A 19,967-nucleotide genomic window follows, 5' to 3' on the forward strand; every position below is an offset into this window, starting at 1 on the left:
CGATGTTGGACGGGAGCGGCATCTACAAGGTTGCGCGGCAGCGCGCCGAAGAGATGTTCGGCTCGCAGGTGCTGCATCCTTTTGGTCCCGACTGGGACGTATTCAAAGTACGCGGCAAAATTTTCTTGCTGTTGACAGCGGTGACCGGTCAACAGCAAATGATCATTAAGGCCGAGCCGGAAGACTGCCAAGCGCTACAGCAGCAGTATCCATTCATTGCGCCGGGCTACCACATGAATAAACGGCATTGGGTTTCCGTCTATCCACACGCAGAGCTGCACCAACAGCTGATAGAGGAGTTGGTCACGGATTCTTATCGTTTGGTGGTAGAGAAGCTGCCGAGAAGGCAGCGGCCGATCGAGCCGTCCTCTGGACACTAAGGCCTTTGCGTTTAGGGCAGTGACGAGTCACTTTAGAATTAAAGCCAAGTTGATAGAATAAATCCCATGACCGAGCGCGATGACTACTGGCTGGATGATGAAGAACTCACATCATTTATGTCTCTAATGAGCGTAAATATTCGCTTAACCAATATTTTGGATGCTCAGCTGCGCGATGACGCAGGCTTGAGCTTTTTTGAATATACAGTGCTATCTCGGCTATCGGAGGCGGAAAGTCGCGAGATGCGTATGCGCGATTTGGCGATTACCTCCAATGGATCTTTGTCCCGCTTGAGCCAGGTCGTTACGCGCCTGGAAAAGCAGGGGTGGGTCGTGCGTCAGCCATGCCCGACTGATGGGCGCACCACCATGGCACAGCTGACGGATAGCGGCTGGGACAAGGTAGTAGAGACTGCGCCTGGGCACGCTAAGCAGGCGCGCAAGTCCGTAATGGATAGCCTCACCCGTACGCAGATTCGCCAGATGCTGCAGATTAATCAGCGGATCATTAAGGCCATCGAGAATGATGAGCGCTACGGTGGGCGCTATTAAATAGTGGAACTAGCAGGGCTATTTCTTGGGATAGCCGCGGCGGCCCGAGACGGTTTTATCGAAGGGGATCCAAAACCGGAGGGCCGCTTCCTTGTTTTTGGAGATACCGATACGCGGTCCGCGGACCCATTCTGGCTCGGTGGTTCGCTCGACAATCTGTATTGGTTGGTGGTTGTCTTCGAGCGTGAAGCCGAGGGCTTTGCCGAGGTTTCCCGGCCCGCGGGCGAGGTTATGAAAATCAGAGGTGCCACGGCGGGCGAAGGCGGTATCGGCGCCCTCGATGATTTCACCGCCGCGCAGCAGGCAGCCCTGGCCAGTGCCTTCAGGGGCACAGACGATATTGACGTTGCGGTGGATACCGTAAGAAATATAGACGTAGAACCTGCCCGGAGGACCGAACATGGCCGCATTACGCGGGGTCTTGCCATTGAAGGTGTGCGCCGCGGAGTCCTCGGCGTCTAGGTAAGCCTCGACCTCAGTGAGGCGGATGCTCACTCCGGCATGGGTGAGGGTGCAGCCGAGGAGTTGGGGAGCGACGGCGTCGGCAGTCAGGGCAAAATCAATCATTAACCACGAGCGTAGTAGCGCTTACCTGCCACGGGGGTGCGCAGGAGGCGATCCAGGCTCACAGGTTCGAGGCCCTTGGCGCGTAGGCCATCGATGACGCAATCGGCAGCGTCCACGGTGGTGGGGTGGATATCATGCATCAAGACGATGGAGCCGGCGCGGGCACCCTGCACGGCCGAGGAACAGACGTGCTCAGAGTTGCGGTCTTTCCAATCCACGGTGTCGACGTCCCAGAGCGCCTGGGAGACGCCCTTATCGCGGGTTACCTGATCCACGGTGGCGTTGGTAGCTCCGTAGGGCGGGCGTACCCAGCGCGTCCCCTGGCCGGTGGCCTTCTTAATAGCGGCGTTGCCGGCGTCGATTTCTTGGGATACCTGCTCAGGGGACAGCGTGTTGAGTTGGCGGTGGCTCTTGGTGTGGTTGCCGATGGTGTGGCCCTCGGCCTTCATGCGTTGGAGGAGCTCAGGGTGCTGCTCAGCACTGGGGGCGAGAACCATGAAGCTTGCGTGCGCGTTCTTTGCTTTGAGCTTGTCCAGCAGGCGGTTGGTTTCGGCGCCGGGGCCGTCGTCGTAGGTGATAGCTACGCAGTTGGCACAGTCGACGCCACCATTATTGCGTGGCTTTGTTTTCTTCTCCTGGGCTGGGGTTGGCGCCTTCTGTTTAGGAGCCTTGTGAGGGAAGGCCTTGGAGGAGATGTCCTCGACCTGCGCTCGGGCGTCATCGATGCGGTGGTTGATTTCGTCTTGGATATTCGAGCTGGAGGATGCAGGTAGCTGTGGAATCTGCGGCAACTGTGCGTTAGCGGCCGCCGGAACGGCAGCGGCGACGAGCACGGTCAGGGCGGAGGTGAGAATGCGACGCATGGTTTTCCTAGGGACGAGGGTAAGTGGACACGATGTGTCCATGACCCTAGCGCCTGCGCGTTACGGAAGTGATAGGACATGCCTAAAGTGGCCAAAGTGGTTTGCGTGGTTCAGGTTTGGAGTTACTTCGCCTGCGGTAGTAAAGTATTTAGGCACTGGGGCATTAGCTCAATTGGTAGAGCATCTGCTTTGCAAGCAGAAGGTCAGGAGTTCGATTCTCCTATGCTCCACAGCATGAAGTCCGGCTTCCTCTTCGGAGGGGCCGGACTTTTTCTATGTGGAGGGGTTCAGGGGGCGTGATTTAGCGATTTTCGTCCATACAAACTGTGGTTTCCGTCGACGATTGTGCCGGTTTATATGGACGAAAATAGTGAACAGTGAAAGAAGAGGGCGGAAGTGTGCAAGGTCGCTGGGGAGAAACTTTCAGTACAGTGAACGGGGAATCATTACTGTCCCGCGATACCACTAGGAGACCAACCATGACCGCCAATGTTCGCTACAGTGATCCCTTTACCTCCGCGGACAAGGAAGTCGCGGCGCCGGAGGGCGCGGAATTCGTTGTAGTGCGCAAGCGCGGCGAAGCCGCGGTGGATGGTGAGGTTGTGAGCTTTCACAGCACCCGCGAAGAGGCGCGTGAGGCAGTTATGGCTGGCCTGACCGAAGAGTTTAAGACGGCCGTGGATAACGAGCCGATCTACGTCACCCACGCCCGCCTGCGTTCGATTTAGAAGCGCTTGACCATCACAAAGTGATCCTTGTGGCTGCCCACGTGCTCGAAGCCGAGGTGCTCGTAGAGGCCCTTGGCGCGGGGATTATCGGGGTGGACGGCTAGCGAGATGCCGGGGGCGCGCAGGGTCTGGGCGAGGGAAATGGCGGCGTCGATAAGCGCGGTGGCAATGCCCTGACCCTTGTAGCGGGCCTCGACCGCGATGGCAAGCTCCGGAATGGCGGGTTCGACAAAGCCAAAGCCGTGATTGTCCTCCGTACCCCAGTTGAGCCACACGCCGCCAGCCGGGACGAGCTCCTGCCAGGCGATGAAACCGCCCTGGTTGGGATCCCAATTTTCCACGTAGAAGGCAAAATCATCGGCGAAATCGGGGGAGAGCTCGCCGTGCTCGTCACCGAAGGTATCGGTAAGGAAATTGAGGCGAGCGAGGTAGGTGCGGTCAGATTCCTGCGTTGCGCGAAGTTCCATAAGATCCACGATAGACGGCGGGGCAGCAGCGTGGGGGTGGGCATGCGAAAATCCCCTCCGCACAGGTTGGTGACCTGCGGGGAAGGGATTGTGCTAACGCTTAGGCTAGGTGGTAATTGCGGACGTCGTGACCGTTGAATTCGCGCTCGATGCCGGCCTCATCCACGGAGTGGAAGGTGGTTCCGTTATCGATGGCGAAGCGCAGGTTATCCACGCGAGAGGAAGGGTCTTTGGACACCGCACCTGCCGGGAAGTAGTACGTTGAGCCGTCTTTGAGCTTGACGGTGAGGGACTCAAAGCTCATTGTTCATCTCCTTGTAGAAAGATCCCTAATGTGGGAATTCAATCAAGAGACTTTTGTTTAGGCAAAGCAATGAGATCTAGACAACGCTACGCATACCCCCACGGCGGGGTGGTAAGCGTATTTATTCCTCGGTTTACAAGCGGTGCTTGCCCTCGTTTTGGTGGTCATCGGTAACGCGGGTGGTATCGGCCGGCTGAGCTGCTTCTTCCTCGCGGTGCTTGGCCAGCTGCTCATCGATGGAACCGAGGAGCTCCTCATCGCGTACGGCACCTTCTTCAACGAGGTCAGACTGGGTGTCATTCTCGCTGGTGGAGGTGTAGACCAAGGTGGACTCCGGAGCGGTGTGGGAATCGGACTGGAAATCATCCACGCGCGGCGGGGTCTGGGACGGCTTGTCGTTGGAGCGCAGCCAGTAATAGGCGGCACCGGCCGCAGCAGACAGCAGGGCGATGATGCCGGCGAAGATCCAGCCCTTAGAGGACCTCTTATTCTTCTTCTGCTTCTTGGCTACCTTGGCGGACTTCTTCTTGAGGTTCTTCTGGGCCTTCTGAGAATCCTTCTTGGCCTGCTTGCGGGCCTTCTTAGCCTTCTTGGTGGCTTCTTCCTTGGCGTCGTTCAGGTGCTCGGTGGCGTCTTCGCGGTAGTCGTTGAACTCCTCCAGGGCGCGCTCGAGGCGGGAGTGTGCGGCGCGGGTAACAGCGCCTGCCTGACGGCGCGGCTCGGCGAAGGTGCCGTTATCGCGCTCGTCCATCTTCTGTGCGGCCTCTTCCAGGGCGGTGTAGGCCTCGCGGGACTTTTCCTCGCGGTAGTTATTGAACTGGCTCCACAGGTTCGATGCGGTCTTAAAGGCCACGTTCAGTGTGGTGGGGTTCATGGGGTGGAACACTCCTTAACTCAGATTTATCAATTCGCTTTCACCCAGCATAGTGACGTGGTGGGTGGTGTACCACCGTTGGCGTCGTGGCGTGCAGGGGGAACGCGCTAGAAGTAGACCGCTTGGTTCAGAATTAACGATTATTATTCACCCGATTTTTCGTCAACCTCGCAGTTTGTGGGCTTGCAAAGGTATCACCATTGAAAAATCGCTACCGTGCAAACTGAACAGCTTGGTACGTTTTTCTCAACACGCCAACGACGACCAGCAAAGGAGGTGACCATGAGCCCGCGACTTTCGGCTTCTGCGCCCTTGGACTATGAAAGTGAAGAGGAAGCACCTGCGCCCGAACGCCTGGCCCTTTCCTTTGAGGTAATCCCGCCGCGCCACGATGCCGATGCCGCCAAGATTGACCGCTTACTTGAGGTGCTGGAAAGCTATCACCCCGATTACATCGCGGTGACCAGTTCCCAGCGCTCCGGTTGGTTGGAGGGAACCGCGGCCTTCATTGAGAAGATTTCGCAGAACACCTCTATGCGCCCCCTGGCGCACCTGGCCTGCACGGCCGGGACGCGCGACGAGCTCATCGGGTGGATTAATCGCTTGGTGGATGCCGGCGTGCGCGGCCTGCTGGCCCTGCGCGGTGACCTCCCCGAAGGGGGCATGCCTGAGCACTACCTGCAGCATGCCGATGAGCTGGTTCGCCTCATCCGCCAGCTGGAAAGCCACCAGGCTGCCCGCTTCGCCGCCGGCCGCCTGGCGGTGAGCGTGGCGTGCTACCCCAGCGGCCATGCCGAATCCAAGAACGAAGACGAAGACTTCGACGTCCTGCTCAATAAGCAGCGTCTCGGCGCGGACTTCGCCATCACCCAGCTTTTCTTCGACGCGGAGGACTTCCTCCGCTTCGCCCAAAGGGCGAAATTGGCCGGGGTGAAGATCCCCCTCATTCCGGGGATTATGCCCATGACCAGCCTGCGCCGGTTGGAGCGAATGGGGCAGCTGTCCGGGCTGACCGTACCCGAGAGGGTGCGCACTCAGCTCGCGGCAGCGACAACCCCAGAAGAGGAATACGAAATCGGCATGGAGCTTACCGCCCAATTGGCCCGCACCATCGTGGCCGGCGGCGCGGACGGCCTCCATATCTATACCCACAACAACCCGGACATTACGCAAGACCTGTTATCTCGAATCGGAGTAGACAATGACGAACACTAATTTCCCCAAGGCGACGATTGAGGGCTACCCTCGCGTCGGCGCTAACCGTGAACTCAAGCGTGCGCTGGAATCCTACTGGGCAGGCCGCATCGATGCGGAAACCTTCGAGTCCGCCGCACATTCCCTGCGCCTGGATACCTATAACCGCCTGCGCGACCTGGGACTTACTGAGGACTACGCCATTCCTGCCGACGTCGCCTACTACGACCAGGTGCTCGAGACCGCACTGACCGTTGGCGCCGTGGCCGGCGAGACCCTGGATGATGAGTTCACCTTGGCCCGCGGCAATAAGGACACCGCGCCGCTGGAGATGACCAAATGGTTCGACACCAACTACCACTACATCGTCCCGGAAATCGCCGATGACCAAGATTTCAAGACGCACCCGCAGCGCGTTATCAAGCTGGTGGAAGAGGCCCGCGCGGCAGGCCACACCGTGCGCCCATACCTCGTCGGCCCGGTTACTCTGCTGGCCCTGTCTAAGCAGGCAGAGGGTGCTACCAAGTCCCCGCTCGACCGCCTGGATGATGCCGTCAAGGCATACCAGGAGGTACTGGCCGAGCTGGATAAGTCCGGCGTGAAGTGGGTACAGCTGGCCGAGCCTGCCCTGGTAGCGGACCTGACCATTGCCAATGATGAGGAACTGGCCGCCCACACCAAGCGCGCCTATGAGGCCATCCTGGGTGCGGACAACCGCCCGCAGGTATATCTCACCACCCCGTACGGTTCTGCGCGCAAGGGCCTCGACGTGCTGGCGGAGCTCAAGCCAGAGGCCGTCCAGGTGGACCTTTCCGTGGGCACCCTGGCACTCGATGAGGGCTACCTCGAGCGCGTGAAGAATCTGAAGTCCCACCTGGTTGCCGGCCTTATCGACGGCCGCAATGTCTGGGCCGCCAACCTGCGCGACCTGCGTTCCAAGTACGAGGACCTGGAGGGTAGCCTCGATTCCCTTTCCGTATCGACCTCCGTTTCCCTGCAGCACGTGCCGCACACCGTGGAGGCGGAAACCAAGCTGCCGGCCGACGTCGCTACCTGGTTCTCCTTCGCCAACGAGAAAGTCAAGGAAGTCGTCGCCCTCTCCCAGGGTCCGCTAGAGGCACCGGAAGCGTATAGCATCAGCGACCGCGCAGTGCGCACCCGTGCCGAATCCGAGCGCATCCACAACGCGGCGGTGAAGGCGCGCATCGAAAAGCTGCCGGCCGGCGAGGTTAAGCGCGAGCCTGCCTTTGCTGAGCGCAACGAGGCGCAGAAGGAACTCGGCCTGCCGCAGCTGCCAACCACCACCATCGGCTCCTTCCCCCAAACCAAGGAGATCCGCCAGGCGCGTGCGGCGCACCGTAAGGGCGAGCTTTCCGACGCCGACTACAACGCCGCCCTCAAGGACGAAGTCAAGTCCGTCATCGAGCTGCAGGAGCGCCTCGGCCTCGATGTCCTCGTCCACGGCGAGCCGGAGCGCAATGACATGGTTCAGTACTTTGCCGAGCTGCTCGATGGCTTCGTCACCACCGAAAACGGCTGGGTCCAGTCTTATGGCTCCCGCTGCACCCGTCCGCCAATCGTTGTGGGTGACATCTCCCGCCCGGCTGCGATGACCACCGAGTGGTCCAAGTACGCCCAGTCGCTTTCGGAGCACCATGTTAAGGGCATGCTCACCGGCCCGGTGACCATTCTGGCCTGGTCCTTCGTGCGAGATGACGTACACCAGTCCGTCTCCGCGGACCAGCTCGGCGTCGCGCTGGCGGATGAGGTGCATGACCTGGAAGAGGCCGGCATCGACATCATCCAGATCGACGAGCCTGCCCTGCGCGAGCTGTTGCCGCTGCGCGAGGAAGACCGCAAGGCCTACCTGGACTGGGCCGTGCGTTCCTTCCGCCTGGTAGCGCTCGAGGCCAAGCCGACCACCCAGATCCACACCCACCTGTGCTACTCCGAGTTCGGCCAGATCATCGATGCCGTTGCCGGCCTGGATGCCGATGTCACCTCCATCGAGGCGGCCCGCTCCCGCATGGAGCTGCTGGAGGATATCGACGAGACCTTCCACTCCGAGATCGGCCCGGGCATCTACGATATTCATTCCCCGCGCGTGCCTTCCGTAGCGGAGATGGCCGAGCTCATCCGCGCCGCGCTCAAGCACGTGCCGGTCGAGCGCCTGTGGGTCAACCCGGACTGCGGCCTGAAGACCCGCGGCTACGAGGAGACCGAGGCCTCCCTGCGCAATATGGTGCTGGCTCGCGATGAGGTGCGTGAGTCCCTCTAAATCCTCCCTAATCGCACCGCAATCCCGGCCGGGTAAAGAATAAAAGTTCTTACGTGGCCGGGATTTCGCGCTGTGCCTTGCGGCGCTTATTGATCCAGCCGATGATCATCGGCAGCACGGAAATTGCCACCACGATCAGCATGATGATGTCGATGGAGTGAGCAATGCCCGGGATGCCGCCCAGCAGTACGCCGACGAGCAGCATGGAACCTACCCAGCCCACGCCGCCGAGGATATTCCAGCGCAGGAACGAGGAGTAGCCCATTTCTGCGGTACCCGCGGCGAAGGGGACGAAGGTGCGCACAATCGGCACGAAGCGGCCCAATACCAGGGCCACCGGGCCGTGGCGCTGGAAGAACTCCTCCGCGCTATCGAGGTGTTCGGTGCGCAGGATGCGGGCATCGTCCTTGAAGAGCTTGCGGCCAAAGCGGCGGCCTAAATAGAAGCCCACCTGGTCGCCGGCAAAGGCGGCCACCGCGGCCACGACAAAGAGCAGCCAGGCGTTGATATCGAGTTCGTGGCGCAGGATGGCCGCGGTTACGAGCAGTGAATCACCCGGCAGGAATGGGAAAAGCACGCCGGACTCGATGAAGATGACGACGGCGACGCCGAGCAGGATATAAGGTCCGAAACTCTGGAGCAGCGAGCCCGCGTCCATGAGGTTGTGGAGGGAGGACAAGAAATCCATGTGCGGATCCTTTCTTAGTAGCTCTTTTAGTATCCTCCGCAAACTGCAAAGTAGCTGCGAATCTGCTGGGTGTCCGAATGGAACCGGTATGTTTCTTTTCTCGTTCTACCCTTTGGGTTAAAAACATCACTAGCGAGAAAGATCCGCAAACTGGGTGCGCAAGCCTCGGTGCCAGCGTAGTCAGCTGGCTATCTGGGAAAGAACCTCTTTCAACGCGCTAAGCGAGCTCAGATCCCCATTCCCCGCACGGTCGAGGTGGAGCGCGTGCAGGCCCGCCGTGCGCGCGCCCTGTACATCGTTGGTGAGGGAATCGCCCACCATCAGCGTGGCCACGGGGGCCGCACCCAGCTGATCGCAGGCGGCGAGGTAGGCCGCGCGCTGCGGTTTGGGGCAGCCGAGGTCGACGGTGGGGATGAGGTGGACGTCGGCAAGCGCAAGGCCTGTCGCCTCCAGCTTGGCCTGCTGCATCTCGCGCTCGCCATTGGTGAGCACGCCCACCTGGAAGCCGGATTCGAGGGCCCAGGTGAGGGTGGGCAGGGCGTCGGCAAAAGCGCGCCACTGCTCCCGGTAGGCGGAAAGATAGCCGTCATAAGCGGCCAGCGCCTCGGCATCGCTCATGTCCCGGCCGAGGAATTCGCGGCAGCGCGCCGCCCGCTGACCCTGGTGGGTGACCTCGCCGCGCTCGTAGGCGTTGAACCAGGTGCTCTCGATGGCCGCAAAGCGCGCATGCTGGCCCTCGGGCAGGCCTAGCTCGCGGCACCACTGATCCACCGCGTCCCGGGCCGCGCCGGTGTGGTCGAGCAAGGTGTCATCCAGATCAAAAAGTAGCGCGCGAATCATGCCTTCAGGCTAGCGCGATCGCTGACAGCGTTATGTCATGCGCGGCAGGCGCGCGTTAAATTCTTTACAATGGCTGGCATGACTCAGAAGACCGCAACTGCAACGATGCATACCAACTACGGTGACATTGTTATCGATCTCTTCGGTAACCACGCACCGGTAACCGTTGAAAACTTCATCGGCCTGGCCAAGGGCGAGAAGGACTACTCCACCCAGAACGCAAAGGGCGAGCAGTCCGGCCCGTTCTATGACGGCGCAATCTTCCACCGCATCATCGATAACTTCATGATCCAGGGCGGCGACCCTACCGGCACCGGCCGCGGTGGCCCGGGCTACCAGTTCCAGGACGAGTTCCACCCGGAGCTGCAGTTCGACCGCCCATTCCTGCTGGCCATGGCCAATGCTGGCCCAGGCACCAACGGCTCCCAGTTCTTCATCACCGTGGCGCCGACCCCGCACCTGAACAACCACCACACCATCTTTGGTGAGGTTACCGATGCTGCCTCCCAGGAGGTTGTGTCCAAGATCGCCAAGGTTGATACCGACCGCATGGACCGTCCGCACGAGGACGTTGTTATCGAGTCCATCGATATCGCGTAATCGCCTTTTCCCTCGGGCCCGTCACCGCATTATCCATGCGGCGGCGGGCTCGTTGCAGTTTTACCTCGAGCCACCCACCACTAGACCCCGCCTCAAGGACTGACAACTTCATGACCATGGTGAGAAACTATGTCCGCACTACCCCGGCGACCGCGCTCATCGCGGCCGTCTGCATCATTGCCTGGCTTATTACCGCGGTGCAGGCGCGGACGCTGGGCGCTACCTTCTATGATTCCGACCTCGCGGTGGACTGGGGCCTGTGGGGCCCGCAATACCCGATTGCGCCGCAGACCGCCCTGTCCTCCGCGTTTATGCACCTGGACGCGGGCCACTTGGCGGTGAACATGATCATGCTCCTTCTCATAGGCAAGGAGGTGGAGCGGGCTCTTGGCACCGGGTTGTACCTCGCCGCCTACCTCATTTCTTGCCTCGGCGCGTCCGCCATGATCCTGACATTCGATTTTGAGACCCCCACCGTCGGCGCTTCGGGCGCGCTCTTCGCGCTCATGGCCATGCTGGTGGGTTCTTACCGCCAGCGCGGGCTCGATCTCCGTGCGCCCATCGCGCTCGTTCTGGCGAATGTGGCCTATACCTTTCTCGCCGATGGCGTATCCCTGTGGGGACACCTTGGCGGGTTGTGCACAGGCATCGTGTTGAGCCTCTTCCTCTATCGAAATAGCTCCAGCCTCCGCTGGGGCGGCGTTGCTGCGGTGGCCGCGGTAGTCCTCGCACTATTAGCCCAACAAGCTGGGGTTTGGGGATAACTGTGGAATTTGATCACCGGAAAGCGTGTGCGAAAGAATTCCACAATGGTTATCCACATTGTGAATAACTACATTTTTGTAATTTACCGAACGCCTTTCCGGAGTTTTCCCTGATCACGCTGGTCTAGCCCGTGTGAAAGTGTGAAAATCAGTCTGTGGAAGCCCGTGAAAACAGTTATCCACAGGGTGTTAATAATTGTGTGAAATTCACATTTCACAGGTTTTCTCCACAGCCTGTGGATAACTTTCTACCCATTGTGTTAACAAGACTGATAAATTTGGGCACTGACCTGCATAAGGAGCATTGTGGATTATCAACCTCGCGCTGTGATCGTCGGCGCAGGCCCGAATGGGCTCACGGCCGCGGCGCGCTTGGCCATGGCCGGATGGAGTGTGGATGTCTACGAACGCGCCGGCCGGGCCGGTGGTGCAGCGGCATCCTCCGCGGAGGTTTTCCCGGGCACGATTGTGGATCTCGGTGCGGCTGGGCACCCCTTTGGCGTAGCGAGCCCGGCCTTTCGCGCCCTCGACTTGGAAGCCCACGGTGTGCGGTGGCTCAATGCCCCTTATCCCATGGCGCATCCGCTAGAAGGCGCGCCGGCCGGGATCCTGCACGGTTCCTTGGCGGACACGGCGGCGGAGTTGGGGACCGATGCCCAGGCGTGGAGGCGGCTGCACGGGCACATCGTCCGCCACATCGATGAGCATGTGGACAACGCGCTTACCCCGCTGGTGCGCTGGCCCCATCGCCCTGTGCGTCTGGCACAGTTTGGCGCGGCCGGGGCGTTGCCCGCCAGCAGCTTGGCGCGGGCGGCCTTCCGCACGCCCCAGGCTCGCGCCCTGTTTGCGGGCAGCGCGGTACACGCGATCACCTCGCCGACCACGCCCTTTACCTCGGCGTTCGGCCTGCTCTTTGGCGGGCTAGGGATGACCCGCGGCTGGCCCGTGGTGGAGGGTGGCACCGGTGCTCTTATCGACGCCCTCCTTAACCTCCTCCGTTCCCACCATGCCCGCCTCCACACCGGATGCGAAGTCACCGACCTGCGGGAGCTGCCTCCGGCCGATGCGATCATTGTGAACCTCACCCCGCGCCAGATTCTGAGCCTGAGCGGACTGGAACTGCGGGACGGCACTCGGCGGAGCCTCGCGCGCTGGCGCTATGGCAGCGCCGTATTCAAAGTTGACTTCCACCTCAGCGAACCCGTGCCATGGATCGATCCGCGCGTGGGTCGGGCCGGCACCGTGCATGTGGGAGGCACCATGGAGGAAATCTGTGGGGCTGAGGGGGACGTCGGCAAGCGGCGCATGCCTAAGCGCCCCTTAGTATTGGCATGCCAGCAATACGTGGCAGACCCATCCCGAGGGCACACCCTGTGGACGTATGCGCACGTCCCCCGCGGCTATGTGGAGCGCTATCCGGGCGAGGTCACCGAGCTGATTGCCGCCCAGATCGAGCGCTTTGCCCCCGGATTTCGCGATACCATCCTGGCCACCCGTGCTACGAGCCCGGCCGATCTGGAGCGATGGAACCCAAATTTGGTGGACGGCGATATCGCCGGCGGTTCCATGACCGGGCTGCAAACCCTCCTGCGACCACGCCTGTCGACCCATCCGCACCGCCTCACCCCGGGAGTATTTATGGCCTCTAGCTCCGCCGCTCCCGGCGCTGGCGTGCACGGCATGCCGGGGTGGTGGGCCGCCGAAGAAGCGCTTAGCGCGTGGAATGGCGCTTCCAAATAAGGAAGCCCGCGCCGATGAGCCACAGAGTCGCGGCGGCGCAGTACCCAGGGATGGTCGTGGTGCGGGGCAGGTAGGAACTGCCTGGGATGAGTCCGGCAACCACGGGCTCGAGGAGAAAACCAAGGACGGCGAGGTAGTCGAACCAGCGGAACCGTGCCGAGGCCGCGCCGGCTAGCCCCAGTACCGGTCCAGAGAGGAGCGCTAGGAAGAACCACTGGGCGTTGTACTCGAAAGCCTCGCTCCAGCTATATACACCGAAGACCACGAGCAAGGTGTAGTGCACGGCCAGCATCATCACGATGATTCCTGTACCGGCCAGGAGTGCCTTGAGCCACCGGCCCGGAAAATCCTTACCCAAGAGGTAGCTAAAGATTCCCCACACCATGCCTGAGCCCAGGACGTTGCCTAGGTAGTTGCGCACGGAAAGGCGGAGGGGAGCGGCGCCGGTGAGTAGGGTGGCGTCGGCAAACGCGATGTGCACGGCCGCGTAGGCCACCGAAATGATGAGGCCAGCAGCAAGAATATGGCGAGACATGTGGCTCCTAGATATGAAAAACCCTCGCCGCCTAGGAGGTAGGGAGCGAGGGAACAGGCTGGGAGATTGAGCTTAGCGCCAACCCATGGTCATCAGCAGGCCGATGATGGCCAGCCCGAAGCCGATGCCGTAGTTCCAAGGGCCGAGTTCCGCCATGAATGGGATGTCCTCGCCAGCGAGGTAATTGACCACAAGCCACAGCAGGCCGATGACCATCAGGCCCAGCATGATGGCGACGTACCACTTCGGGGTGCCCTCAGAATTGATCTTGACGGGCGTGCGGTTGGTAGCAGAGCTCGAGGTAGGGACGGAGGAGCTCTGGGAAATCTTTGACTTCGGCATAAGATACCTTTTCTAGATTTAAAGTCTTATCTAAGTTCGTACTGAGGCCTTAGGATACCAGCAGTTATGGCTGCGGCAGAAGTGCAGCGGGGTCGAAGCTCCACAGGCGGATATCAATATTTTGATCCTTGCGCATGGTATCGCCCGGGTTCACAGACGCCCAGCCAATCTTATTGGCATCCACCAGCGCACCGGTAGGTGCCGGCTCGCCCACGACGAACTGGCCGGTCCAGCCAGCCTCCCGCAACGCGGCCTCGGCCTGGCCTTGATTCTTGCGTACCAGGTCAGGGGCCTTAAAGAGCATGCCATTGGATACCTCAACGGTAACCGGCTTGCCCTTTTCCAGCTCCGCGCCCTGATTGGAGACGCTGAGCACCGTGCCCTTTGGTTCCAAGGAATCCACCTCGCGGACGTCTACATCAAAGTCATTCGACTCGAGACGGCTCTGGGCATCCTCGACGTCCATGCCGGCGACATTGGGCACGCGCTTCTTTTCGACGCCCTTAGAAACCGTTACCCGTACCTTCGATCCCTTGGACAGCTGCGTGCCGCCGGCCGGGTCCTGCTTGATGATCTGGCCGGCCGGGGACTCATCGTTTTCTTCCGAGACATCGGAATTGAGCACCAAGCCTGCTCCTTCGAGGGCTCGAGCGGCCTCATCCAAGGTCATGCCGGTGATATCTGGGACGTCCGTAATCTCCTTGCCAGAGGAAACGGTTAAGGTCACCGAGGCATTCTTTTGCAGCTCGGAGCCTGGGGCCGGATTAATGCGGATGGCATTATTGCGTGGAATATCCGGGTTGGCCTCCTCATTGACGGTGACCTGCAGACCCATGTCTTCTAGTTCCTTAACCACCTCGTTGCGCGGGCGGTTTTCCACCTCGGGCACGGTGATTTTGTCCTGGTGAGCCGATTGGGTCTGGCGTGGCTTATCTTCAGAGTCTTTATCGTTGGAGAAGAAATCCCAGGCAAAGTAGCCCACGATGGCCACCAAGAGGGCGGCCAGGAATGCCGCCAGCCACTTCATCCAGCCACCACCTTGATTATCATCGTCCTCGGTGGGGCGGGTGGACTGGATTGGCGCGCGGTGCGCGGCCGCAGCTGGTGCGGCGGCACCGACCATTTCAGTAGGCTGCTCGTCTTCTTCCTCGTTGACGTGCATGCGGGCCGCAGCGGTGACCTGCCCATTGCGCAGGCGCTCCAAATCGCCGGCCATCTCCCAAGCGGACTGATAACGATCCGCCGGGTGCTTGGCCATAGCGGTAAGGACTACCGCATCTATATTGACGCGCTGGGTAGGAGTCAGCGAGGGATCCGCGATGAGCTCCGACGGCGGCGTCGGCTCTTCCTGCACATGCTGATACGCAACCGCGAAGGGGGTTTCGCCCTCAAAAGGAGTATGACCGGTGAGTGCCTCATAGAGTACGCAGCCCAGCGCATAGACATCGGAGCGGGCATCCGCGTTCTTACCGCGGGCCTGCTCCGGGGAAAGGTACTGGGCGGTGCCGATAACGGCGGAGGTTTGCGTCATCGCCGAGGTGGAATCATCCAAGGCACGGGCGATGCCGAAGTCCATCACCTTCACCTGGCCGGTGTTAGTGAGCATAATATTTGCCGGCTTGATATCGCGGTGGATAATCCCGGCCTCGTGCGAGGCTTGCAGTGCATCCGCTACCGGTTTGAGGATATCCGCCGCTTCTTGGGCGGACAGGGCGCCATCCTCGCGAATGATATCGCGCAGAGTGCGGCCGTTGACCCGCTCCATGACGATATATGGGATGGTCATGCCATCCAGTTCGGTTTCGCCGGTGTCATAAACCGCTACGATATTGGGGTGATTCAGCTTGCCCGAGTTCTGGGCCTCGCGGTAAAAACGCTCGCGGAAGTTGACGTCGCGCGCCATTTCTGGGCGGAGCATCTTTACCGCTACTTGGCGGCCTAGGACGGTGTCTTCGGCAGCATAGACCTCAGACATGCCGCCGGCGCCGATGATCTCGCCTCTCCGATAGCGGTCATTGACCATCGCTTAGTCACCCTCCTGTGTAAGTAGATCGGCCAAGTCTCCGGGGAGCTCATTAGCCTGCGAGTTTACTGGAGTATCCAGCTCAGGTGTAGTTTCAACGTGCGTATCCTGCGGATTCTGTTGCGTCGGCACGGCCGGGGGCTGTTCCTGGCGGGTAGGCGAGTGGCGCGTGGGTGTCTCGCGGTGAGTCGTGCGCGGAGCCTCTTCCTGATCGGATTCCTTCGGCTCGGTCTCTGTCACCGTCACCGGTGCAGGGGCCTCTTCCGTATCTTCGTCCGGGGTGTCCTGCGGGGTGGTGGTGGGATCGCGGTACTTCGTAACTACCGAGGTCTCCGGAGCGCTGGAGGGCTCGCTTTGTCCCTCGCTATCGCTAAAGTGCTGGTAGGCGGCATAGCCCCCACCGGCCAAGGCTGCGAGGAGCAGGGTGATACCTAATCCCTTCAGGAAAGAGGAGCCGCCCTTGGACTCTTTTGTGGGGGCGGTCCCCGCGGCTGGGTGGATGGTGGTGGGTTGGGCGACATTGCCCAACATCTCCGTCGAGGCAGACGGCGATGGCTCCGGCGCGCGCTGTGCTAGCGGTGCAGACTTGGGTTGCGGAGGGCGCTTGCCTAGTCTGACTGCGGAAATAGCCAGAGTGAACTCATTGCCATCGGCGTAGCGGGTAGAGGGGTCCTTGCGCAACGCAATGCGGATGAGCTCGCGAGCCGGGGCGCTGATATTCGTCGATAGTGGCTCCGGCTCCTGGTTGATGTGGGCCAGGGCGATGGACACGGAGGAGTCTCCGGTAAAGGGGCGCTTGCCGGCGAGCATTTCATAGCCGACGACGCCGAGCGAATAGACGTCGGAAGCCGGCGTGACGTCCTTGCCCTGTGCCTGCTCGGGCGATACATATTGCGCGGTACCCACCACCATGCCGGTGCGGGTCAGCGGCACGGCCGCGGCCGCCTTGGCAATGCCAAAGTCCGTGATCTTGACCTGGCCATTTTGCGTGATGAGGAGGTTGCCGGGCTTAATATCGCGGTGGACCAGCTCCATGCGGTGAATGATGGATAGGCCATGCGCCGCCTGCTCGAGGACGTCGAGAGCGAGCTCTTCTTGCAGCGTATTTTCGCGCGCCAAAAGGTCTGCGAGGGATTCGCCGCGCACATACTCCAAGGCCATGAAGCAGAACTTGCGGCCGTTATCCTCTAGCTCGCGGTAGTCATAGGTGGCCACCACGTTCTCGGACTGAATGGATTCGGCCGATTTCGCCTCGTTGCGAAAGCGCGAGAGGAACTCCTGGTTATCGGAAAATTCCGGACGCAGAACCTTGAGCGCCACCTCACGATCATTGCGGGTGTCATCGGCCAACCACACGGTGGACATTCCGCCGTGACCGATGATCCACTGCAGCTCGTAGTCGCTGCCAATCAGTGCCTGGAGATGTTCCTTATTCTCGGCGCTATTCATTACTGCTCCCCTTGGTATGCGCGCAGGATGGCGCGGCCAATTGGGCCGGAAACCTTGCCGCCCGTCGCGGACTCACCCAAGTTACCACCATTTTTCACCACGACGCCTACGGCGATATCGCGTTCCGGATCGAAGGCAACGTACCACACATGCGGGGCCAGCCCCTCGCCGTGCTCGGCGGTGCCGGTCTTCGAGGCAAAGCCATTACCGTCATATCCGGCGGAGGAACGCTCGGAGGCGTACATCAAGTCAGTAAGCGTCGCCGCAGTTTCCTCATTAACTGCCTGGTCTGCCTTCTTCGGTTTGGTAGTGCGGACATCCTTCATCTGGGCGTCGGTAATGCGATTGACCAGGTAGGGCTGCATGCGGGTGCCCTTATTGGCCACGGTGCCCGCCATGACGGCAGCCTGCAGCGCGGTCATGGTGACGTCGCGCTGGCCGATGGCGGACTGCGCCGTGGCCGCCCCATCCGGCAAATCACCCAAGGTGCCGGCGGAGGTAGACACGCCGAGGTCGTAGTTCTCGCCCACGCCAAAGGCCTTGGCGTACTTGCGCAGCTCATCAGCGCCGAGCTGCTCCGACATTTCCACAAACGCGGTATTGCACGACAGCGCGAAGGCGGTCTGCAGGGTTACCGCATCCTGACCATTGCACTTTTGGTTGGCGTAGTTAGTCAGCTCTGTCACCGTGTCTGGCAAGGTAATGACATTGGAACCGGTCAGGGTGGAGGAAGGATCAAAGCCATTGTTAAGGCCTGCTGCGGTGGTAATGATCTTGAAGATGGAACCCGGAGGCAGCGTTTCTGCACCGGCGTGGTTGACCAGCGGCTGTCCCTCTTGCTCCTGCAGGTTGGCCCAATTCTCCTCGGCGGAATCACCCATCAGATCATTCGGGTTATAGCCAGGGTTGGAGGCCATAGCTAGAATCTTGCCGGTGGAGGGCTGAATGGCAACCGCCGAGCCCTCGTAACCTGGGCCCACAAGCTGATCGTAAGCCGCCTGCTGGAGTGCAGGATCGATGGTGACCTCTACATTTGCACCCTGCTTCGGCTTATCGGCTAGAGCATCGAGCCAGTTTTGCTTCATTAAAGAATCATCAGTGCCATTGAGGATGTCATTTTGGGAGGACTCTAGTTCCGAGGCACCAAATTGGCTCGACAAGTAGCCGGTTATGTTGCCAAAGGCCGGTGAATCAATGGGGTAGGAGCGCGAGTAGGTCTCGTCTGGGTTCTGCGTCGACTGTGCCAATACGGTATTACCCGCAAAGATTTGGCCGCGCGGGGTGGTCTGCATTTCCATGAAGCCGCGCATATTCCGCGGATTATGGGCATATTTATCTTCAGAAAAAGCCTGAATCACCGTCAAGTTGACCAGCAAGATGGCCGTCAAAATGATGGCGAACAGCGACACTAGACGGATGGATCGATTCATCGGTGAGCCTCCTGGACCGACGGGAACATGGAGGTATCGCTCGGAGCATCGCCCGAGGTCTCCTGCATGGGGCGACGAGCCGCGTTAGAGATCCGCAGCAGAATCGCCAACAACACGTAGTTAGCCATGAGAGAGGAACCACCGGCAGACATGAATGGCGTGGTCAGGCCAGTCATCGGCAGCAGTGCAGAGATGCCGCCTGTGACCACGAAGACCTGCACGGCCAAGGTAAGAGAAAGACCAGATGCTACCAGCTTGCCGTAGGTATCGCGGGTGCGCAGAGCGGTACCGAAACCGCGGGTGACCAGCATACCGAAAAGCACCAGTACGGCGGCGAGGCCAATGAGACCGAACTCCTCACCGATAGCGGCAAGGATGAAGTCCGAGTGGGCCACCGGAACTAGTTCTGGATGCCCCTCGCCCAAGCCGCTGCCAGAGATTCCGCCAGAAGACATGCCGAATAGCGACTGGGAAAGCTGGAAGCCCGTGCCATCATAATTGCCCAGCGGGTCTAGGAAGTTAGAAAAACGCTGCTGGATCTTTGAAGAAATCTGGTAAATGCCAAAACCGCCCACACCGACGAGAACGACGCCGATAAGCAGCCAGCTCACCCGGCCGGTGGCCATGAATAGCATGCCGAGGACGGTGCTAAACAGCAGCAGTGCCGGGCCGAAGTCATTGGAGATACCCATGATGACGATCGCGATGGCCCACACGATCAAGATGGGTGCGAGGTCGCGAAGGCGCGGCAGGGAGATACCGAATACTCGGTAGCCTGCGACGGTAAACAGGGAGCGCTTCTGCGTCAGCAGCATGGCGAAGAACAAGATCAGCAGGATCTTGGAGAACTCACCCGGCTGGATGGAGAAGGGGCCCAGGTTGAGCCAGATGCGTGCCTCTACGCCGTCAGGCTGCGGCCACACCAGTGGCAGGGCCAGCAGGACAAGGCCTGCGGCGCCCAAGATATAGGAGTAGCGCGTCAGCGAGCGGTGATCCTTCAAAATAGCTAAGACCAGCACAAAGAGCACGAGTCCGACGATGGTCCACATGACCTGACGCACGGCGAGGCCGCTTTCATTGACCAGATCCAGGCGGGCCAACATGATGAGCCCGATGCCATTGAGGATCGCCACGATGGGCAGCATGATCTGATCGGCATAAGGCGCTAAAAAGCACATCACCAAATGGGCGACAGTAAAGACTCCAATGAACCCGCCAATGAGATAAACCAGGTCCATGGTCAGCGCGTTGTCTTGGGATAGCTCCAAGCTGACCAAAGTAATAGCAAAGACGATGGCGGCTAGGATGAGCAGGCCGAGTTCGGTTCCTCGGCTAAAAAACTTTTTCAC

General features: G+C 60.4%; 21 protein-coding genes and 1 tRNA gene. 9 read left to right on the top strand and 13 right to left on the bottom strand.

Annotation, left to right across the window (positions count from 1 at the left end; translation table 11 throughout):
* Positions 1-2: 2 nt before the first annotated feature.
* Together QKD99_RS07535 and QKD99_RS07540 are read left to right on the top strand one after the other, a co-directional pair.
* The gene (locus QKD99_RS07535) at positions 3-380 is read left to right on the top strand and encodes an MmcQ/YjbR family DNA-binding protein (RefSeq protein ID WP_005326232.1); all 378 of its coding nucleotides are present in this window, start codon (positions 3-5) and stop codon (positions 378-380) included.
* A 66-nt stretch (positions 381-446) separates the two neighbouring features.
* Positions 447-932: a MarR family transcriptional regulator gene (locus QKD99_RS07540; protein ID WP_284769330.1), complete on the top strand. Its 486-nt coding sequence runs from the start codon at positions 447-449 to the stop codon at positions 930-932.
* A gap of 18 nt (positions 933-950) precedes the next feature.
* Here QKD99_RS07540 and QKD99_RS07545 read toward each other — a convergent pair whose 3' ends face one another.
* Positions 951-1,499, bottom strand: coding sequence for a DNA-3-methyladenine glycosylase (locus QKD99_RS07545; protein WP_347951139.1), 549 nt, complete (start codon positions 1,497-1,499; stop codon positions 951-953).
* The gene (locus QKD99_RS07550; protein WP_347951140.1) at positions 1,499-2,362 is read right to left on the bottom strand and encodes a polysaccharide deacetylase family protein; all 864 of its coding nucleotides are present in this window, start codon (positions 2,360-2,362) and stop codon (positions 1,499-1,501) included. The genes QKD99_RS07545 and QKD99_RS07550 overlap by 1 nt, the downstream gene beginning before the upstream one ends.
* Before the next feature lie 157 nt (positions 2,363-2,519).
* Here QKD99_RS07550 and QKD99_RS07555 point away from each other — a divergent pair.
* Positions 2,520-2,592: transfer RNA gene (locus QKD99_RS07555), tRNA-Ala, on the top strand.
* Positions 2,593-2,841: 249 nt separating this feature from the next.
* On the top strand, positions 2,842-3,090 hold the full coding sequence (locus tag QKD99_RS07560) for a hypothetical protein (protein WP_284769327.1): 249 nt from the start codon (positions 2,842-2,844) through the stop codon (positions 3,088-3,090).
* On the opposite strand, the gene QKD99_RS07565 is transcribed toward QKD99_RS07560, so the two are convergent.
* From QKD99_RS07565 to QKD99_RS07575, 3 genes are all read right to left on the bottom strand, one after another.
* Positions 3,087-3,557 (bottom strand): N-acetyltransferase, encoded by a 471-nt coding sequence (locus QKD99_RS07565; protein ID WP_238801888.1) that lies wholly within the window; start codon positions 3,555-3,557, stop codon positions 3,087-3,089. The genes QKD99_RS07560 and QKD99_RS07565 overlap by 4 nt on opposite strands.
* 100 nt (positions 3,558-3,657) lie before the next feature.
* A complete protein-coding gene (locus QKD99_RS07570) occupies positions 3,658-3,861 on the bottom strand; it encodes a hypothetical protein (RefSeq protein WP_005326240.1) in 204 nt (67 codons plus the stop codon).
* A gap of 133 nt (positions 3,862-3,994) precedes the next feature.
* Positions 3,995-4,735 (bottom strand): hypothetical protein, encoded by a 741-nt coding sequence (locus tag QKD99_RS07575; RefSeq protein ID WP_347951141.1) that lies wholly within the window; start codon positions 4,733-4,735, stop codon positions 3,995-3,997.
* Positions 4,736-5,017: 282 nt separating this feature from the next.
* Here QKD99_RS07575 and QKD99_RS07580 point away from each other — a divergent pair, with 282 nt between their 5' ends.
* Both QKD99_RS07580 and metE read left to right on the top strand, forming a co-directional pair.
* Entirely contained in the window at positions 5,018-5,950 is a 933-nt protein-coding gene (locus QKD99_RS07580; RefSeq protein ID WP_239279060.1) for a methylenetetrahydrofolate reductase, read from the top strand.
* A complete protein-coding gene (gene metE, locus QKD99_RS07585) occupies positions 5,937-8,207 on the top strand; it encodes a 5-methyltetrahydropteroyltriglutamate--homocysteine S-methyltransferase (RefSeq protein ID WP_347951142.1) in 2,271 nt (756 codons plus the stop codon). The genes QKD99_RS07580 and metE overlap by 14 nt, the downstream gene beginning before the upstream one ends.
* A gap of 49 nt (positions 8,208-8,256) precedes the next feature.
* Here the strand turns inward: metE and QKD99_RS07590 are convergent, their stop codons facing one another.
* Positions 8,257-8,895 (bottom strand): VTT domain-containing protein, encoded by a 639-nt coding sequence (locus QKD99_RS07590; RefSeq protein WP_284815531.1) that lies wholly within the window; start codon positions 8,893-8,895, stop codon positions 8,257-8,259.
* A gap of 180 nt (positions 8,896-9,075) precedes the next feature.
* Positions 9,076-9,735: an HAD family hydrolase gene (locus QKD99_RS07595; protein ID WP_347951143.1), complete on the bottom strand. Its 660-nt coding sequence runs from the start codon at positions 9,733-9,735 to the stop codon at positions 9,076-9,078.
* A gap of 69 nt (positions 9,736-9,804) precedes the next feature.
* Here QKD99_RS07595 and QKD99_RS07600 point away from each other — a divergent pair, with 69 nt between their 5' ends.
* The 3 genes from QKD99_RS07600 (at position 9,805) to QKD99_RS07610 (ending at position 12,839) form a co-directional block, all read left to right on the top strand.
* The gene (locus QKD99_RS07600) at positions 9,805-10,335 is read left to right on the top strand and encodes a peptidylprolyl isomerase (RefSeq protein ID WP_005326254.1); all 531 of its coding nucleotides are present in this window, start codon (positions 9,805-9,807) and stop codon (positions 10,333-10,335) included.
* 110 nt (positions 10,336-10,445) lie between these two features.
* The gene (locus QKD99_RS07605; protein ID WP_284815527.1) at positions 10,446-11,099 is read left to right on the top strand and encodes a rhomboid family intramembrane serine protease; all 654 of its coding nucleotides are present in this window, start codon (positions 10,446-10,448) and stop codon (positions 11,097-11,099) included.
* Positions 11,100-11,405: 306 nt separating this feature from the next.
* Positions 11,406-12,839: an NAD(P)/FAD-dependent oxidoreductase gene (locus QKD99_RS07610; protein ID WP_347951144.1), complete on the top strand. Its 1,434-nt coding sequence runs from the start codon at positions 11,406-11,408 to the stop codon at positions 12,837-12,839.
* On the opposite strand, the gene QKD99_RS07615 is transcribed toward QKD99_RS07610, so the two are convergent.
* The 6 genes from QKD99_RS07615 to QKD99_RS07640 all read right to left on the bottom strand — a co-directional run bounded on the left by QKD99_RS07615 (position 12,811) and on the right by QKD99_RS07640 (position 19,967).
* Positions 12,811-13,374, bottom strand: coding sequence for a hypothetical protein (locus tag QKD99_RS07615; protein ID WP_347951145.1), 564 nt, complete (start codon positions 13,372-13,374; stop codon positions 12,811-12,813). The genes QKD99_RS07610 and QKD99_RS07615 overlap by 29 nt on opposite strands.
* Positions 13,375-13,446: 72 nt before the next feature.
* The gene (gene crgA / locus QKD99_RS07620; RefSeq protein ID WP_238801878.1) at positions 13,447-13,716 is read right to left on the bottom strand and encodes a cell division protein CrgA; all 270 of its coding nucleotides are present in this window, start codon (positions 13,714-13,716) and stop codon (positions 13,447-13,449) included.
* Positions 13,717-13,780: 64 nt separating this feature from the next.
* On the bottom strand, positions 13,781-15,739 hold the full coding sequence (gene pknB / locus QKD99_RS07625) for a Stk1 family PASTA domain-containing Ser/Thr kinase (RefSeq protein WP_297553364.1): 1,959 nt from the start codon (positions 15,737-15,739) through the stop codon (positions 13,781-13,783).
* Positions 15,740-15,742: 3 nt separating this feature from the next.
* Positions 15,743-17,188 carry a protein kinase gene (locus tag QKD99_RS07630; protein ID WP_347951146.1) on the bottom strand — a complete coding sequence of 482 codons (1,446 nt, stop codon included), beginning with the start codon at positions 17,186-17,188 and terminating at the stop codon, positions 15,743-15,745.
* On the bottom strand, positions 17,188-18,618 hold the full coding sequence (locus tag QKD99_RS07635) for a penicillin-binding protein 2 (RefSeq protein WP_347951147.1): 1,431 nt from the start codon (positions 18,616-18,618) through the stop codon (positions 17,188-17,190). Before QKD99_RS07635 ends, QKD99_RS07630 begins: the two co-directional genes overlap by 1 nt.
* Entirely contained in the window at positions 18,615-19,967 is a 1,353-nt protein-coding gene (locus tag QKD99_RS07640; RefSeq protein ID WP_347951148.1) for an FtsW/RodA/SpoVE family cell cycle protein, read from the bottom strand. Before QKD99_RS07640 ends, QKD99_RS07635 begins: the two co-directional genes overlap by 4 nt.

Source organism: Corynebacterium sp. c3Ub_189 (genome assembly GCF_039907195.1).
GTDB lineage: Bacteria > Actinomycetota > Actinomycetes > Mycobacteriales > Mycobacteriaceae > Corynebacterium.

What these genes read in the sequence shown, in the direction of transcription:
- QKD99_RS07535 (WP_005326232.1), top strand. Translation starts at nt 3, where the DNA reads ATGTTGGACGGGAGCGGCATCTACAAGGTTGCGCGGCAGCGCGCCGAA.
- QKD99_RS07590 (WP_284815531.1), bottom strand. Translation starts at nt 8,895, where the DNA reads ATGGATTTCTTGTCCTCCCTCCACAACCTCATGGACGCGGGCTCGCTG.
- QKD99_RS07605 (WP_284815527.1), top strand. Translation starts at nt 10,446, where the DNA reads ATGACCATGGTGAGAAACTATGTCCGCACTACCCCGGCGACCGCGCTC.
- QKD99_RS07615 (WP_347951145.1), bottom strand. Translation starts at nt 13,374, where the DNA reads ATGTCTCGCCATATTCTTGCTGCTGGCCTCATCATTTCGGTGGCCTAC.
- QKD99_RS07575 (WP_347951141.1), bottom strand. Translation starts at nt 4,735, where the DNA reads ATGAACCCCACCACACTGAACGTGGCCTTTAAGACCGCATCGAACCTG.
- QKD99_RS07630 (WP_347951146.1), bottom strand. Translation starts at nt 17,188, where the DNA reads ATGAATAGCGCCGAGAATAAGGAACATCTCCAGGCACTGATTGGCAGC.
- QKD99_RS07550 (WP_347951140.1), bottom strand. Translation starts at nt 2,362, where the DNA reads ATGCGTCGCATTCTCACCTCCGCCCTGACCGTGCTCGTCGCCGCTGCC.
- metE (WP_347951142.1), top strand. Translation starts at nt 5,937, where the DNA reads ATGACGAACACTAATTTCCCCAAGGCGACGATTGAGGGCTACCCTCGC.
- QKD99_RS07560 (WP_284769327.1), top strand. Translation starts at nt 2,842, where the DNA reads ATGACCGCCAATGTTCGCTACAGTGATCCCTTTACCTCCGCGGACAAG.
- QKD99_RS07570 (WP_005326240.1), bottom strand. Translation starts at nt 3,861, where the DNA reads ATGAGCTTTGAGTCCCTCACCGTCAAGCTCAAAGACGGCTCAACGTAC.
- QKD99_RS07580 (WP_239279060.1), top strand. Translation starts at nt 5,018, where the DNA reads ATGAGCCCGCGACTTTCGGCTTCTGCGCCCTTGGACTATGAAAGTGAA.
- QKD99_RS07565 (WP_238801888.1), bottom strand. Translation starts at nt 3,557, where the DNA reads ATGGAACTTCGCGCAACGCAGGAATCTGACCGCACCTACCTCGCTCGC.
- crgA (WP_238801878.1), bottom strand. Translation starts at nt 13,716, where the DNA reads ATGCCGAAGTCAAAGATTTCCCAGAGCTCCTCCGTCCCTACCTCGAGC.
- QKD99_RS07600 (WP_005326254.1), top strand. Translation starts at nt 9,805, where the DNA reads ATGGCTGGCATGACTCAGAAGACCGCAACTGCAACGATGCATACCAAC.
- QKD99_RS07635 (WP_347951147.1), bottom strand. Translation starts at nt 18,618, where the DNA reads ATGAATCGATCCATCCGTCTAGTGTCGCTGTTCGCCATCATTTTGACG.
- QKD99_RS07595 (WP_347951143.1), bottom strand. Translation starts at nt 9,735, where the DNA reads ATGATTCGCGCGCTACTTTTTGATCTGGATGACACCTTGCTCGACCAC.
- QKD99_RS07540 (WP_284769330.1), top strand. Translation starts at nt 447, where the DNA reads ATGACCGAGCGCGATGACTACTGGCTGGATGATGAAGAACTCACATCA.
- pknB (WP_297553364.1), bottom strand. Translation starts at nt 15,739, where the DNA reads ATGGTCAATGACCGCTATCGGAGAGGCGAGATCATCGGCGCCGGCGGC.
- QKD99_RS07545 (WP_347951139.1), bottom strand. Translation starts at nt 1,499, where the DNA reads ATGATTGATTTTGCCCTGACTGCCGACGCCGTCGCTCCCCAACTCCTC.